At 68.2% G+C, this 15,855-nt stretch carries 10 protein-coding genes; 2 read left to right on the forward strand and 8 right to left on the reverse strand.

Annotated features, from left to right (window positions below; genetic code table 11):
• Positions 1-176: 176 nt before the first annotated feature.
• The 7 genes from CK498_RS21145 to topA all read right to left on the reverse strand — a co-directional run bounded on the left by CK498_RS21145 (position 177) and on the right by topA (position 10,929).
• On the reverse strand, positions 177-650 hold the full coding sequence (locus tag CK498_RS21145; protein WP_095622843.1) for an NYN domain-containing protein: 474 nt from the start codon (positions 648-650) through the stop codon (positions 177-179).
• 28 nt (positions 651-678) lie between these two features.
• Positions 679-3,849 (reverse strand): efflux RND transporter permease subunit, encoded by a 3,171-nt coding sequence (locus CK498_RS21150; RefSeq protein WP_095622844.1) that lies wholly within the window; start codon positions 3,847-3,849, stop codon positions 679-681.
• On the reverse strand, positions 3,846-4,976 hold the full coding sequence (locus CK498_RS21155; RefSeq protein WP_176475867.1) for an efflux RND transporter periplasmic adaptor subunit: 1,131 nt from the start codon (positions 4,974-4,976) through the stop codon (positions 3,846-3,848). The genes CK498_RS21150 and CK498_RS21155 overlap by 4 nt, the downstream gene beginning before the upstream one ends.
• A gap of 20 nt (positions 4,977-4,996) precedes the next feature.
• A complete protein-coding gene (locus CK498_RS21160; RefSeq protein WP_095622846.1) occupies positions 4,997-7,195 on the reverse strand; it encodes a TolC family protein in 2,199 nt (732 codons plus the stop codon).
• A gap of 221 nt (positions 7,196-7,416) precedes the next feature.
• Positions 7,417-7,653, reverse strand: a complete 237-nt coding sequence (locus CK498_RS21165) for a hypothetical protein (RefSeq protein WP_076747509.1) — start codon at positions 7,651-7,653, stop codon at positions 7,417-7,419.
• A gap of 181 nt (positions 7,654-7,834) precedes the next feature.
• Entirely contained in the window at positions 7,835-8,296 is a 462-nt protein-coding gene (locus CK498_RS21170) for a DUF6586 family protein (RefSeq protein ID WP_095622847.1), read from the reverse strand.
• Positions 8,293-10,929 (reverse strand): type I DNA topoisomerase, encoded by a 2,637-nt coding sequence (gene topA / locus CK498_RS21175; protein ID WP_095622848.1) that lies wholly within the window; start codon positions 10,927-10,929, stop codon positions 8,293-8,295. The genes CK498_RS21170 and topA overlap by 4 nt, the downstream gene beginning before the upstream one ends.
• A 331-nt stretch (positions 10,930-11,260) precedes the next feature.
• Between topA and pyk the strand changes: the two genes are divergently transcribed.
• Together pyk and CK498_RS21185 are read left to right on the forward strand one after the other, a co-directional pair.
• The gene (gene pyk / locus CK498_RS21180) at positions 11,261-12,718 is read left to right on the forward strand and encodes a pyruvate kinase (RefSeq protein ID WP_095622849.1); all 1,458 of its coding nucleotides are present in this window, start codon (positions 11,261-11,263) and stop codon (positions 12,716-12,718) included.
• Positions 12,719-12,721: 3 nt separating this feature from the next.
• Entirely contained in the window at positions 12,722-13,213 is a 492-nt protein-coding gene (locus CK498_RS21185) for a methylglyoxal synthase (RefSeq protein ID WP_095622850.1), read from the forward strand.
• A 97-nt stretch (positions 13,214-13,310) separates the two neighbouring features.
• On the opposite strand, the gene CK498_RS21190 is transcribed toward CK498_RS21185, so the two are convergent.
• Entirely contained in the window at positions 13,311-15,800 is a 2,490-nt protein-coding gene (locus CK498_RS21190) for a DUF3141 domain-containing protein (RefSeq protein ID WP_095622851.1), read from the reverse strand.
• Positions 15,801-15,855: the final 55 nt, after the last annotated feature.

Below are 15,855 nucleotides of genomic sequence, written 5' to 3' on the forward strand. Positions count from 1 at the left end.
GTTTTTGCCCTACCCGCCCCTAGGCTAAGGCCCTGCCGACAAAGGCGCTTGCCACTACCTCTAGCGAGGAACGCCGGGGGCAGGCCGTACGCCAGGGATGGCGTAGGTAGCGCCCAGGGATGGGTTTACAGCGCCTCCTCGAAGGCCTGCCGACGGGGTAGTTCCGAGCAGCGCTGCTAGCGCAATAAGTCGCCTTCAATCGGCACGAAGTGACTTGCGGCGCGCATCAGCGAGGCGGCGGTGAGGCGCTCAACCCCGACCACTTCGACGGGAATCCCATAGCGCTCGCGGATGCGGCTCACCAGCAGGTCGAAGTCGCCGTCGCCGGAGAGCAGCACCAGGCGGTCGACCTCGGCGGCGGCCTCCATGGCATCCAGGGTGATGCCGACGTCCCAGTCGCCCTTGGCCGAACCGTCGCTGCGCTGGATGAAGGGCTTGAGCTTCACTGTAAAGCCGATGCGGCGCAGGATCGCCTGGAACTGCTGCTGGCGCGGGTCGCCGCGCTCCACCGCATAGGCGTTGGCGACCACTACCTCGCGGCCGGCAGCGAAGCGCGTCCAGCAGGCGTGGTAGTCGAAATGACGACCGAACGCCTCGCGGGTGGTGTAGTAGACGTTCTGCACGTCGACCAGTAGTGCAATTCGTTCCACCGGCGCTGCCTCATCAGGGGGTAGGCCTTCAGCCTGACACAGCTCGCCCCTCGGCGTCGCCTGCTGGTGCCACGTGCTCGTCGACGGGCACGCGCATCAGCAACGCGTAGAGCACCGGCACCACGCACAGGGTAATGATCGAGGCGGCCAGCAGGCCGAAGATGATGGCGATGGCCATCGGCGCCCACAGCAGGCCGCCGCCCAGCCACAGCGGCAGCAGTCCGCCACTGGTGGTCAGGGTCGACATCACCACCGGCCGCAGGCGGCGGCTGCCGGCCTCGAGGATCGCCTCCAGCGGCTCCAGTCCATTGCGTCGCTCGAGGTCGATGCGGTCGATCAGCACGATGGCGTTGTTGATCACGATGCCGGCCAGCGATACCACCCCGAGGAAGGTCATGATGCCGAAGTGCGAGCCGGTGATCAGCAGGCCGAAGACCACCCCGATCAGCGACAGCGGGATGGTCGTCAGGATGATCAGCGGGCGCCGCAGCGAGTTGAACTGCATCACCAGCAGCACCAGGATCACCATGGCGCCGATCGGCAGCTTCTCGGCGATCGAGTCGGTACCGATCTGCGACTCCTCTACCTCGCCGCCGAATTCATAGAACACATCGCTGGGCCAATCGGCCTGCTGGGCATCGAGCCAGGGTCGTAGTTCGGCGGCCATCGCCTCGGCAGTGATCCCCGGCACCAGTTCCGATTCCACCGAGATGGTCTGGTAGCGGTCGCGGCGCAGGATGCGCGACGGCCCCCAGACCATCTCGACCTCGGCGACCTGGGCCAGCGGCACGCCCTGGCCGCCCTCCTGGGGCATCACCACTACGTCGTCCAGCTCGTCGGCATTGCGCAGCTCGCCGCGCTCATGGCGCAGCATGATCGGTACCAGGGTGTCGCCGTCGCGGAACGTCGACACCTCGATACCCGACAGCGCCGACTGCAGGCTCAACGCCACATCGCGCTCGGTGACTCCGGCGCGCAGCGCTCGTGCCGGGTCGATATCGACGCGCAGTCGCTTGACCCAGTCGCCCCAGTCGTCGCGCACGTTGCGCGTACCCGGCTGGTTGCTGGTGTAGTCGCGCACCTGCTCGGCGATCTCGGCCAGCCTTTCGCGGTCGTTACCCGACAGCCGAATCGACAGCGGTACCTTGACCGGCGGCCCGAAACTGGTGGCCTTGACGCTGGCGCGCAGGTCGGGAAATTCGTCGTTGAGCCACTCGTCGAGCTCGGCGATCAGCGGATCGACGGCCTCCCAGCGGTTGGCCTGCAGCAGCATGAAGGCGTACTCGGGACTCGGCGGCTCCGGGGCGTGATTGATGATGTAGCGCTCGCCACCGAAGCCGATGAAGCTGCCCCAGTGGGTCACGCCGTCGCGGCGCCACTCACCGGCGTCATTCCGTTCGGTGGCGAGCGCCTCGCCGAGATGCGCCTCGATCGCCTCGACCACCTCGCGGGTGCGCTCGATGGGCGCCGAATAGGGTAGCCGCAGCTCCACGGTGATCAGGTTACGCTCGGCCTGGGGAAAGAAGATCTTGGGTAGGTAGCCGAAGCCGACCAGGGTCAGGGCGAACAGCCCCAGCACCACGCCCAGGGTCGGCAGCGGATGGCGCAGCAGCGCCAGCAGGCCACGGCGATAGCGTGGGTAGACGGCGCGTGCCAGGCGCCCCTGGGAGGCGTCGTCGCCCCTTGCCGGGGCCTCGGCCTGGCGCTTCTCGGCAACCTTGTCGCGACGCGGCTCGAGCAGTGCCACGCAGAGCAGCGGGATCATGGTCAGCGACAGCAGCCACGACGACAGCAGCGTAATGGTCACCACCTGGAACAGCGAGCGGGTGTACTCGCCGACATCGGAGACCGCCAGGAACTGCGGCAGGAAGGCCGCCGAGGTGGTCAGCGACGCGGTCAGCAGCGGAAAGCGCAGCTGGGCGGCCGACTCCAGCGCCGCCTGGCGCACGCTTTTGCCCTCGCGGGTCGAGACCTGGATCGACTCGACCATGACAATGGCGTTGTCGACCAGCATGCCCAGGGCGATGATCAACGCCCCCAGCGAGACCTGATTGAGGCCGATGTCGAACAGCCCCATGAAGGCCAGGCAGGCGAGAATCGCCGCCGGCACCAGGCTGGCCACGATCAACCCGGTGCGCAGACCGAGGAATAGCAGCATCACCACGCAAACCAGCACCACCGCCTGCAGCAGGTTGATCAGAAACTCGTTGATGCGCTCATCGACGCGGTCTGGTTGAAAGGCCAGTTCCTCGAACTCGAGGCCGATGGGCAGCTCGGCCTCGATCTCGGCGATGCGCTGGCGCACCTGATCGCCCAGGTCGGTGATATTGCCACCCTCGCGCATCGCCACGCCCATCGCCAGGCCCGGTACGCCACTGGCATGGTAGCGGCTCATCGGCGGGTCGGCGTAGCCGTGATAGACCTCCACCAGCGAGCCCAGCGGCACGCGCTCGCCTTCTGGCAACGGCACCAGCGCGCGGCGGATGTCATCGATGCTCTCGAAGTTGCCGGTGGGCTCGAGCACCAGACGCTCGCTGCCCGAGCGGATCGCTCCACCGGGCAGCACGATATTGCGCGCCGCCAGCAGCTGCCCAAGGCCCTGGGGCGACACGCCGAGCTCGGCCAGACGCGCCTCGTTGTAGTCGAGGAAGATCCGCTCCTCGGCATAGCCGTGGAGGGTGACCTTGGCCACGTCGGGCAGCTGCAGCAGGCGGTCGCGGGCGTCGTCGGCGACCTGCTTGAGCTCGGCCGGCGAGAAGCCCTCGCCGGTCAGCGACAGCATGATGCCGAACACATCGCCGAACTCGTCGTTGATCTGCGGCGGGTGGGCCTCGTCGGGCAGCTGGTGCTGGATATCGCCGATCTTGCGCCGCAGCTTGTCCCAGCCGGCCTGGACGTCGACCACATCGGGGCGCAGCTCGACGCGGATGATCGACACCCCGGCCCGCGAGGTACTCTCGACATAGTCGAGTTCCGGCATCTCCATGATCGCGGTTTCCAGCGGGTCGCTGACCAACTGCTCGATGCGCTCCGGGGTGGCGCCCGGCATCGGCGTGACGATCTGCGCCACGCGCACCGTGACCTCGGGGTCCTCGGCCCGCGAGATGCCCAGGTAGCTGATCACCGCCCCCAGGAAGATGACCAGCAGCGCCACCACGGTGACGCGGTTGTAGCGCAGCGCGGCAGCGGTGAGGCTCATCGGTTCGCCTCCAGGCGCACCCGCTGGCCGTCGCTGATACGGCTCATGCCGGCGACCACCAGCCGCTCGCCAGCGTCGAGTCCGGCAACGATCTCAAGCGACTCGCCCTGGCGCCGCCCCAGGCCTATCTCGCGCCGCTCGATCTGCGCCAGCGGCCGGCCGTTGGCGTCGGCCTCGGTCGCGTCCTCCGCGATGGCCACGTAGACGTAGTGGCCGGCAGCATCCTCGCCCACCGCCGCCATCGGCACCCACAGCGAGTCGGCGCCGTTGGCGGCCTGCGGCAGGAGAATCTCGGCGGCCATGCCCGGCGTCAGCGTCGCCGAGGCGCTATCGTCGGCGTCGATATCCAGGCTGACCCGCAGCGGCCAGGTTGCCTGGGGCGGCTGCAGCGGCAGGCCGATCTCGGCCACTCGCCCAGGCAGCGTGAGCCCCAGCAGCGGCAGCTCGACCTCGACCCGATCGCCCTCCTCGACCCGCTCGAGCAGGTCCTCGGAGAGCGCCGCGCGCACGTCCATGCCCTCGCCGCAGGCGAGTACCAGCACCGGCTGACCGGCGCCGACGTTCTCCCCCGCTTCGACCAGCCGCTGGGCCACGCGACACGCCCCCGGCGAGTCGAGCTCGGCAAACCCCAACTGGCGTTCGGCCAGCGCCATCTGGCGCTCGGCACTACGCTGCTGGGCGCGTGCCGACTCGACCTGGGCGCGGACGGCGTCGAGCTGGCGCGCCGCTGCACTGCCGGCCTCATACAGGCGCCGGGTACGCTGCCACTCGGCCTCGGCGTTGGCCGCAGTGGCCGCCGCACTGGCCAAACCGGCCTGGGCCTGGTCGCGCTGCAGCTCGATATCGGTACTGTCGAGGCGCGCCAGCGGCTGGCCGGCCGCGACCCGCTCGCCGACGCTGACCTCGAAGGCATCGAGCTGGCCATCGAGACGAAAACTCAGGCGGCGGTTGGCCCCCGCCTCGAGCCGCCCCGGCAGGCGCCGCTCGGCATCCGGCACGCCCGGCTCGACCAGCTGGGTGCGCACCGGGCGCAGCGCCTCCTCGGCGGGCGGGGCACTGTCGCAGCCGATCAGGGTCAAGGCCAGCAGCAGGATGGTCGGGGGGAGAATCCAGGGCGTCATACGCATGGGCTTCCGGGTCATGGGTATCATTGCGGCGAGCTCGCCAGCAGGCGGTCGCGGTCGGCAGGGGTGAGCGGGCCCGGCAGCATGCCCAGGGCGCGCTGCAGATGTATCAGCGACTGCAGGTACTGCCAACGCGCCTCGACCTCGGCCAGTTGGACCTGGCGTGCGCTGGCCTGGGCATCGAGCAGCGCGACCTGCTCGGCGGCACCCTCGCGCCAGGCCGACTCGACAAGGTCACGGGCCGCTACGGCGTTGTCGCGAGAGGTCTCGCGCAGGCCGATGCGCCGCCAGGCGGCAGCCAGTTCGATGCTCGCCGCGCGCAGCTGGGTCTCGATGCCCTGGCGGGCATCCTCTTCGCGCAGGGTGACACTCTCCAGCTGGCGCGCGCTGCGTTCGCGCTCGAGGCTGCGGCGCCCGCCAGCATACAACGGCAGGCGCGCCGAGATCCCCACGCTCCATGCCTCCGAACCGGTCTCGGGGAAGGTCACGCCGGCGTCGTCGAGGGCGGCCACACCGGCCTGCACCACGGCAGCATCGGACTCCCAGGGGGCGCTGTCGCCTGTGCCGTCGCGGTAGAGCTCACGCTCGTAGCTGAGCTGCAGCCCCACCTCCGGGGCCCAGAAAGCGCGCCGCCGCGAGACCAGCTCGCGCTGCGCGGCCTCACGCCCCGCAGCCAGCGCCTGCAGCTCGCGGGAGTCACGCAGCGCGTCCGCCAGTAGCCGCGTCTGCCACTCCTCGAGGCGCGCCGGGCTGCGCACCGCTGCAGCGAAGCGTTCATCACCGGCCAGCCACTCGGGCCGCCGGGTATCCGGCGCCTGGGGGCGCAGTGCTGCCGTCGGCGCACGGCCCAGGCGGCGGTTGAGTGCCAGCCTGAGCTGCTCGCGCTGGGCCTGGGCCTGTTCGAGCCGCTCACGGGCCTGGGCGCGTTCGCTTTCGAAGCGCAGCCGCTGTTCGCGGCCGGCGGCGCCGGCCGCCTCGCGCCGCTCGGCCTGGCGCAGGTTGGCATCGACCAGTTCGAGATCTTCGCGCAGCACCTCGAGCTGGGCATCGAGACGCAGCGCGTCGAGAAACTCGCGGGCGGTATCCAGCGCCAAGTCGAGGCTCTCGACCTCCAGCTCGGCGCGGCGCACACGGTCGAGGCTCGCATTGACCGCCAGCGCGGCCAGGGCAGGCTCCGAGAACAGCAGCTGCTCGAGGGTCACGCCAGCGGTGGCGCGGCGCTCGGGCTGCTGGCCAAGTCCCAGGGCGGCGCGCTGCTCATCGATCTGGCGACCGGTGGCCTCGAGGTAGAGATTGGGCCGCCAGCGCGAGCGCGCCTGATCCTCGGCCAGCGCCTCGGTGTCGACCTCGTGGCGGGCGATTTCGAGGCTGAGGTTGTCGGACAGCGCCAGCGCTACCGCCTGCTCAAGGCTCAGCGTGCCCGCCTGCGGTGCCTCAGCGGCAGCGGCCTCGCGGGAGGCTTCGACCAGCCGCGCCCGGGTCAGCAGGGCAAAGTCCGGTGACCAGCCGAGCGCCCTTGCCGTAGCCAGGTTGAGCCACTCGCGGCCCTGGGTCGGCCAGGCATCCAGTGGCTCGACCGGGCGACCGGCGGCACGGTCGTCAAGACGCAGCGCCAGCCGCCGCAGCCAGGCGGCTTCATCCACCGCCCCGGGCAGCGACAGCAGCGCGCCGTGCTCGACCTGGGCGGGGTCGGAGAGCGCCACGCCGGGCACGCCAGCGTCCGTGAGCGCGGCGAACCAGTCGCGCTGGGCGGCGGCATCGAGCTCGGGCAGCGCCAGGATCAGCGCCACGTCGGCGGCGGCGATCTCGGCAATGGCGTCGCGGCGTGGAGGGTGCAGGGAGAGCGTGATATTGCGGGCCGCAGCGCGCTCGGCCAGCAGCTCAGCGGCGCGCTGGGCCTGCGCCGCCGGGCCGACGATGGCGATATGCCGCAGCGCAGTGCCCCTGGCCAGGTCGTCGGGCAGATGAACAAAGGGATCGCGCTCACCGCACAGACCCTGCTCGAGGTCGTCGGCGTCGCGATAGGACGGCGCCTGCGCATCGCCGATCAGCCTCAGCGGCTCGCGGCCGGCGCTGAGGCGCTCGAGCTCGGCTTCGAGCTGTACCAGTGACGCACTGCCACGCGGCAGATCTGCCGGCGCCACGCTGACGCTGGCCGCCCAGGCCACCACCGGCAGCCAGGCGACCAGCGCCATCATTCCCTTGAGCCTCCCTGCGATCATGATCACTCTCGCTTGATCGTTATTGCGTCATGTCCGAAACGCGCGGCCTGTTCCGACCTTGGGCGCGACTGCTGAGCCAGAGTTTAAACGAGTGATTGAATTTTACCAGCCGGCCCGAGAAGGCCAACCCTGAAAGGGAGAACGGTGCCCTTGCCTTGGTGCTACCAGCAAAAAGCCCGCCGGTTAACGGCGGGCTCGATCGTAAATTGCGCAGCGTTCACTCAGTGTAGGGTGGCGGGGAAGGCCTGGTCGTCGCTCTCTTCCTGCCACAGTTTACTGCGGGTAATGGCGTGGTCGATCATCTCCTGGGCGACCTCGAAGCGGCTTTGGCGCAGCAGCTCGGCGGCCTCCTCGGAAAAACGAATGCGCATCAGCGGCTCGCCCTCGCCCTCGGCGGGTCGCAGCACGATCTCGCCGTCGCTGAGCTCGACGATTTCCAGGATAGCGGTATCAGACACGGCGACCTCTCTCCCAGCGTGGGGACACTAGCGGTGACAACAAAAAACGACCAGGGCAAGGACCATGGTCGTCGTCTTGATGGCCAGACTACCACTTAGGGCGGCGCGGCGTCACCACTGAAACCTCCTCTTCTGCCTGTCCCCGGCGTCCTTCGTCTAAGGGCAATAGCGATAGCCTTGGTCACCACTCCTCGCTGGTTTCGCGCAGGGTGGCAAGGGTCGCCTTGAGCCCGGCGAGGGCCTCGCCCAGCTCGTCGGCGAGGCTGTGCTGGGCGGCGCTGACGATCAGGCCGCTGCGCGGCGGCTGACGGCGTGCCGCGCCCTCCACGGCGTGCAGCGCCTCGAGGCGCGCCAGCAACACATCCAGCCAGCTGCCGTCGCGGCGCGCCAGCTCGCGCAGGTGCTCGAGGGCGGCCAGCGGCGGGCTGTCGTCGGCGAGCAGCTCGCGCCAGTCGTGGCGCGCCAGCAAGGCGTGCTCGGTGAGTTCGCGCAGCGCGGCATTCAGGGCCAGCTCGAGCAGCGCCAGGGCGCCCTCCTCCTGCGCCATGCGGCGTGCCGAGGCGTGTTCGTCGTCACCCGGCGTCTGAGCGAGCAGCAGCTCGGCCTGGTAGAGCAGCTGATTGGTGCGCCCGCGCGGGGTCATTTGCGCTTGTCCTCCACCTGCCACTTGCCGTTCTCGTAGAGTGCCTTCCAGCCGGTGGCCTTGCCGTCCTCGTCGGTCATCACGAACTGACTCTTGGTCTTGCGCGAGAAGCGGATCTGCGCCGGCCGGCCGTCCGGGTCCTCGCTGGGCGCCTCGAGCAGGAAGTGATACTTCTCGGGCAGCTCCTCGGCGTGGGCCTTGAGCTCCTTGACCAGCGGCGGGCGGGTCTCGCGGTTCTTGGGAAACTGACTGGCGGCCAGGAACAGGCCGCTGGCGCCGTCGCGCAGCACGTAGTGGTCGTCGACCTTCTGGCAGGCCAGCTCGGGCATCGGAATCGGGTCGATCTTGGGCGGCGCCACCTCGCCGCTCTTGAGCAGCTTGCGGGTGTTCTTGCACTCGCTGTTGGTACAGCCGAAGTACTTGCCGAAGCGGCCGCTCTTGAGCTGCATCTCGCTGCCGCACTTGTCGCACTCGATGACCGGGCCTTCGTAGCCCTTGAGTTTGAAGCGCCCCTGCTCCACCTCGTGGCCGTCGCAGTCTGGGCTGTTACCGCAAATATGCAGCTTGCGGGTCTCGTCGATCAGATAGCTGTCCATCGCCGTGCCGCACTTGGGGCAGCGGTGCTTGGCGCGCAGCGCCTCGGTCTCGGCCTCTTCGCCGGCGTCGGCGGCGACCGCCTCCTCGCCGGGGATCAGGTCGATGGTGGTCTTGCAGCGCTCCTTGGGCGGCAGGTTATAGCCCGAGCAGCCCAGGAAGACCCCGGTGGAGGCGGTGCGGATCTGCATCTTGCGCCCGCAGGTCGGGCAGTCGATGCCAGTCGGCACCGGCTGGTTGGGGCGCATGCCATCTTCGCTCTCGGCGATCTCGAGCTCTTTCTTGAACTCGGCATAGAAGGCGTCGAGCAGCGCCTGCCAGTTGCGCTCGCCCTCGGCGACTTCGTCGAGGCCGTCCTCCATGCGCGCAGTGAACGAGAAGTCCATCAGATCGGGAAACGACTCCTTGAGACGCTCGGTGACGATATCGCCGAGCTTCTCGGCATAGAAGCGCCGGCTCTCGAGCTTGACGTAGCCGCGGTCCTGGATGGTCGAGATGATCGAGGCGTAGGTCGACGGCCGGCCGATGCCGCGCTTCTCCAGCTCCTTGACCAGGCTCGCCTCGGTGAAGCGCGCCGGCGGCTTGGTGAAGTGCTGCTGCGGATCGAGCTGCTCGAGGGTCATCGGCGTGCCCTCGGCGAGGTCGGGCAGCGACTGGTCCTCGTTCTTGCCCGACGGCTTCATTACCCGGGTATAGCCGTCGAACTTGAGCACCCGGCCCTTGGCGCGCAGCTCATAGCCGTCGACCTCCACCGTCAGGGTGCTGGACAGATACTCCGCCGGGGTCATCTGGCAGGCCACGAACTGGCGCCAGATCAGCTCATAGAGCCGTTCGGAGTCACGCTCCATGCCGGCAAGGTCGCTGGCCTTGAGGTTGACGTCGGAGGGGCGAATCGCCTCGTGGGCCTCCTGGGCGCCCTCCTTGCTGGAATAGCGGTTGGGCGCCTCGGGCAGGTAGCGCTTGCCGTAGGCCTGCTCGATATGCTCGCGCACGCCATCCACCGCATCCTTGGAGAGATTGGTGGAGTCGGTCCGCATGTAGGTGATGTAACCCGCCTCATAGAGGCGCTGGGCCAGGGTCATGGTCTTCTTGACCGAGAAACCCAGGCGGCCGCTGGCGGCCTGCTGCAGGGTCGAGGTGATAAAGGGTGCATTGGGCTTGGAGCGGGTCGGCTTGTCCTCCCGCGCGGTAATCGCCAGGCTCGCCTTGCGCAGCGCGGCGATGCGTTCGAGGGTCTCGGCCTCGGAGGTGGGCCGGAAGGCCTTGCCATCCTGGCGCACCAGCTCGAAGCGGATCGGCTCGGCCTTGGCGTCGTCGGCCACTGCCAGGTCGGCATGGACGTCCCAGAACTCCTCGGGCACGAAGGCACGGATCTCGCGCTCGCGCTCGACGATCAGACGCACCGCCACCGACTGCACGCGGCCGGCGGAGAGCCCGCGGGCGACCTTGGCCCACAGCAGCGGCGAGAGCATGAAGCCCACCACGCGATCGAGGAAGCGCCGCGCCTGCTGCGCCTCGACGCGCTCGATATTGAGGCTGCCAGGCGCCTTGAAGGCCTCCTGGATGGCGTTCTTGGTGATCTCGTTGAACACTACCCGCTTGTAGCGCGAGGGCTCACCGCCGATGGTCTCCTGAAGGTGCCAGGCAATCGCCTCCCCTTCGCGGTCCAGATCCGTCGCCAGATAGACCGCGTCGGCCTTCTCAGCGTGCTTCTGCAGCTCGGCGACCACCTTCTCCTTGCCGGGCAGCACCTCGTAGTGCGCCTCCCAGCCATGCTCGGGGTCGATGCCCATGCGCCGGATCAGTTGATCCCACGACTTGTGCTTCTTGTATACCGCCTTCTCTTCCGGCGACATCTTGCGCGTCGCCGCGGCCTGGCGGGCGCGCTCCTTGGGGTCGGAGGCCGCCTTGCCCGAGCCGCTGGTCGGCAGGTCACGGATATGACCCACGCTCGACTTCACGATGAAATCGTTGCCGAGGTACTTATTGATCGTCTTGGCCTTGGCCGGCGACTCGACGATGACCAGTGACTTGCCCATAGTGCTCCACATTCCTGTTGTCCGGGCCAACGCCCTGGACCTGCGAGTCGTTCGCCACACGTACTACTACATGTACTACGCGGCGTTGGAAAAATGCGCCTACCCTAACCCAGTGCCAGAAGCCGCGCCAGTCTCAGCACTGGCGTCGAGGCGCCACGGCCCTTTGACCCTAGACCGCCGGGACTGGGCTCGGCAAGACGTTTCCCCGGGTCGAGCCCTTGGTGTAGTATCATGTAGTAAAATCACTACATAATACTAAGCACGCCGGCCGAGCCTGTGCCGAGAGCGCATAGGCCACTGATTCACCGGCACTATCCTTCAGGAGAGACAGATGTCGACAGCCCCGCTCAACGCTATCCGCCGCACCAAGATCGTCGCCACACTGGGACCGGCCAGCGACCGCGACGGCGTACTCGAGGCCATGCTCGAGGCTGGCGTCGACGTGGTGCGCCTCAACTTCTCCCACGGCTCCGCCGATGACCACCGCCGCCGCCTGGCCCGGGTCCGCGAGATCGCCGCGCGCCTCGGCAAGAGCGTCGCCGCCCTGGGGGATCTGCAGGGCCCCAAAATCCGTATCGCGCGCTTCGCCAACGGCGCAGTGACCCTGGATGAGGGCGCCAGCTTCATTCTCGACATGGCGCTGGACAGCGACGCCGGCGACGCCACCCGGGTCGGCTGCGACTACAAGACCCTGGCCGCCGACGTCGCCGTCGGCGACCGCCTGCTGCTCGACGACGGCCGGCTGGTGCTCGAGGTCAGCGCGATCCAGGGTGACGAGGTCCACACCACGGTGGTCGTCGGCGGCAAACTGTCCAACAACAAGGGCATCAACAAGCAGGGCGGCGGCCTCTCCGCCGCGGCGCTCACTGACAAGGACAAGGCCGATCTCGAGACCGCCATCGACATTGGCGTCGACTACCTCGCGGTGTCCTTCCCGCGCTCCGCCGCCGATATGCAGGAGGCCCGCGACCTGCTCGGCGAAGCCGGCAAAGAGATCGGTCTGGTAGCCAAGGTCGAGCGCGCCGAGGCAGTGGCCGACGATGCCACCCTCGACGGCATCATCCTCGCCTCCGAGGCGGTGATGGTAGCGCGTGGCGACCTCGGCGTGGAGATCGGTGACGCCCAGCTGATCGGCGTGCAAAAGCGCATGATCAAGCGCGCCCGCACCCTCAACCGCGCAGTGATCACGGCAACCCAGATGATGGAGTCGATGATCGAGTCGCCGCTGCCGACCCGCGCCGAGGTGTTCGACGTCGCCAACGCGGTGCTCGACGGCACCGATGCGGTGATGCTCTCCGCCGAGACCGCCGCCGGTGACTATCCGGTGGAGACCGTCGAGGCGATGCATCGGCTATGCCTGGGCGCCGAGCGCGAGCGCACCGCCCAGGAATCAGGCCACCGCATCCACGAAGGCTTCACCCAGATCGACGAGACCATCGCGCTGTCGGCGATGTACGCCGCCAACCACCTCGAGGGTGTCGCCGCCATCGCCTGCATGACCGCCACCGGCTATACACCGCTGATCGCCTCGCGGATTCGCTCGGGGCTGCCGATCGTCGGCCTGGCCCACAGCCCCACCGCTCAGCGGCGCATGGCGCTCTACCGCGGCGTGGTCTCGCTACCCTTCGATAGCACCGAGCTGGATCCCGGCGAACTCAACCAGCACGCCATGGCGATTCTCAAGAATCACGGCATTGTCGAAGCCGGCCAGCTGATGATCCTGACCCGCGGCGACCATATGAACGCCCACGGCGGCACCAATACCCTGAAGATTCTCGAGGTGCAGTGAGCCATGAGCCTCCTCCCCGACAATGACCCGCGCCCGGCCCAGCAGGCCAGCCGTACCCTGCCCGCCCGCAAGCGCATTGCACTGATCGCCCACGACGGCAAGAAGGATGAAATGCTGGCCTGGGTAGAACGCTGGCAGACGACCCTGGCCCAGCACCAGTTGGTCGGCACCGGCACCACCGCGCGGCGCATCGCCAAGGAGCGCGGCCTCGAGGTGGAAGGACTGATGAGCGGCCCGCTGGGCGGCGACCAGCAGATCGGCGCGCGCATCACCGAGCAAGGCCTCGACCTGCTGATCTTCTTCTGGGATCCGTTCGCCCCCCAGCCCCACGACCCCGACGTCAAGGCGCTGCTGCGTCTGGCCGCGCTGTGGAACATCCCGGTGGCCTGCAATGCGGCCAGCGCCGATTTCCTGATCTCCTCGCCCTATGTTGGCGAGGAAGTGGACATCGCCATCCCCGACGCTGGAGCCTGGGTCAGCGCCCGCGCCGACTGACGCGGACAGGCAAGAAAACGACAGCGCCATCTACACGACAACGCCGCCCCTAGGGGCGGCGTTGTCGTTAGGCACTCGCTGAAACGGCTGCGGCTGCTCAATCCTTGCCGCTGGGCTTATCTGCCGGCGCCTTGCGAGCACGCGGCTTGGCCGCTGGCTTCTTCTGAGCAGAAGGCGCTTTCTTGGTAGGCGCCCCCTTCTCGGCAGCCGACGTCTTCTCGGCCGGAGCTGCCTTTTCAGCAGCCGGAGTCTTCTCGGCCGGAGCTGCCTTTTCAGCAGCCGGAGTCTTCTCAGCAGGCGCTGATTTCTCGACCGGCGCCTTCTCAGCAGCCGGAGTCTTCTCAGCGCCCGAAAGCTTCTCAACCGGCGCAGCGACAGCCGGCTTGGTCTCTGGCGGCGCCGGACGCGCCGCGGCGAAGTAGCCACGCACCTCGTCGAGCCGCTCATTGACGCCGTCGGCCTGGGGGCCGCTGGCCGCCAGCACGTGCTCGAGATGCTCGAGGTGCTCATCGATCTCGGCGTTGCTGCAGCTGGCCAGCAGCGTCGGGATGGCCGCCAGGGCCCGCGCGCGGTCGAGCTTGAGGATAAAGAATTGGTCACGCACCAGCGTCTTGAAGTCGGCCAGCTTGAGGCCCGGCTCGAGTTCGGCCCGCGACGCCTTGAGGCGCTGGAAATTGCGCTCGTCGGTGGAGGGCGCGCCACCCAGCACGTAGATCAGTGCACGCATCACCGCCTCGTGGCCGCCGCCCTGGTCGATACGCTGGCACAGCTCGGCCTGACGGTTATCGACGAAACGGCGATGCTCCGGCTCGATGCCGGGACGCCGGCGCAGCGGCTCGCCGCCGATGCCAAGGCCAGCCACGGTCTGCAGCCACGGCTGGCCGTACCAGCCCATGAACAGCTTCTCGGTGAGGCCATCGCGCAGCTCGCGGTAGGCGTCGAGGCTGCCACTGAGATGGTCGCTGGCGACGCTCTCGGCCATGCGCCAGGGGTTGTCGGCTGCCGCTACCTGGCGCTCGGCACGCACGCGCTCGGCGAGCACCGGGACCGGCGCCATCAGCGGGTTGCGGTCGGAGTAGAGCTTGTAGGCCAGGCGGATCGGGTGCATGCGGCGTATCCAGCGCGCCGCCTCCGGCGTCATCACCGCCTTGAGCCACGGCTGCAGCAGCATCTGGTAGAGCCCCAGGTTGATCTGCGAGACCCGCTCCACGGTAGCGAAGCGGCGGTCATCCTCGTCGCTGGGCTGGACGATCTCATCGAGCTCCTTGACATCGCGCGGGGTGAACTCGAGCAGATAGTCGCCGTCGATATGCGCCTCATCTTCGCCGGACGGCGTGCGCTCGGTGACCTGGGTCTCGTAGAGGCCCGGCGGCAGCACGTCGATGTAGTCCATATTGGCGGTGAACTCGGTGTGCTCCTTGCGCGATACGCTGCCCGAGACGAAGATGCCCAGGTGGCCGGTGGTGTCGTGCACGCAGTAGACGATGGTCTGCTCGTGGGCGTAGATATCCTCGACGTCAGCATAGAGGTCGCGCACCCAGCCCAGCGCCTGGGGTGGCGGCGTGATGTCGTCGCCCTTGGAGCAGAACACCACGATCGGCGAACGGATGTTGCGCAGGTCGATGCGCCGTCCGTCGCGGGTCGATAGCCCAGCGGTACTCAAGCGGTTGCCGATGAACAGGTTATCGACGATGTACTGGATCTCTTCGGCGCCGAGCACCACGTGCCCGCCCCACCAGCGCTCGAACTGCAGGTAGCGCTCGGCCTCGCTGTCGACGTTGGCGTAGAGCCGATACTGCTTGTCCCACAGGGTGTTGGCCGGATTGAGCTTCTCGAAGTTCTGCACCAGCAGCGCACCGTCGAACAACCCGGCGCCAAGGTCGCCGGCCAGCGCCGTCATCCAGCTGCCGCCGGTCATGCCGCCGGTATAGCGCATCGGTGCACGGCCCCGCTCACCGGCCCAGTAGGAGAGCGGCGCCCCGGCGATCAGGATCGGACCGAACACCTCGGGCTCCAGCGCCGCGGCCATCATGATCTGCCAGCCAGCCTGGCAGTTACCCACCACCATGGGCTTCTCCGAGACATCGGGATGGCGGGCGATCACCTCGCGCAGGAAGGCGATTTCGGCGTCGACCACATCCTCGACGCTCTGGCCCGGCACAGGGAACGGCAAAAAGCCGATGAAGTAGCACGGATGCCCGGCACGCAGCGCCACGCCGATTTCGCTGTCGGGCTTGAAGCCACCGATGCCCGGACCGTGGCCGGCGCGGGGGTCGACCACCACGAACGGGCGCGCCAGCGAGTCGACCTCGATTCCGGCCGGCGGCACGATGCGCATCAGCTCGTAGTTGACCGGTCGCGGCATATCGCGGCCGTCGACCAACACCTCGGACTCGAAGCCCAGCACATTGGGCTTGGTCTGCTCCATATGCTCGAGATACTGATTGCCCCGCTGGCGCATCACGTCGAGGTAGAGCACGCTGCGCTCGAGGCTGTCGCGCCAGTAGTCGACGCTGGCGCGACCGATGCCGAGGGGATCGAACAGCGCAAGCGACGCATTCATCATGGAACTAGCGGCCGGTAGCATGGGATCACTCCATAGCGGCGAAAAGGGGTTGCGCCATTGCAGATAGCAGCACTGC

The sequence above is a fragment of the Halomonas salipaludis genome (assembly GCF_002286975.1).
Classification (GTDB): Bacteria; Pseudomonadota; Gammaproteobacteria; order Pseudomonadales; family Halomonadaceae; genus Franzmannia; species Franzmannia salipaludis.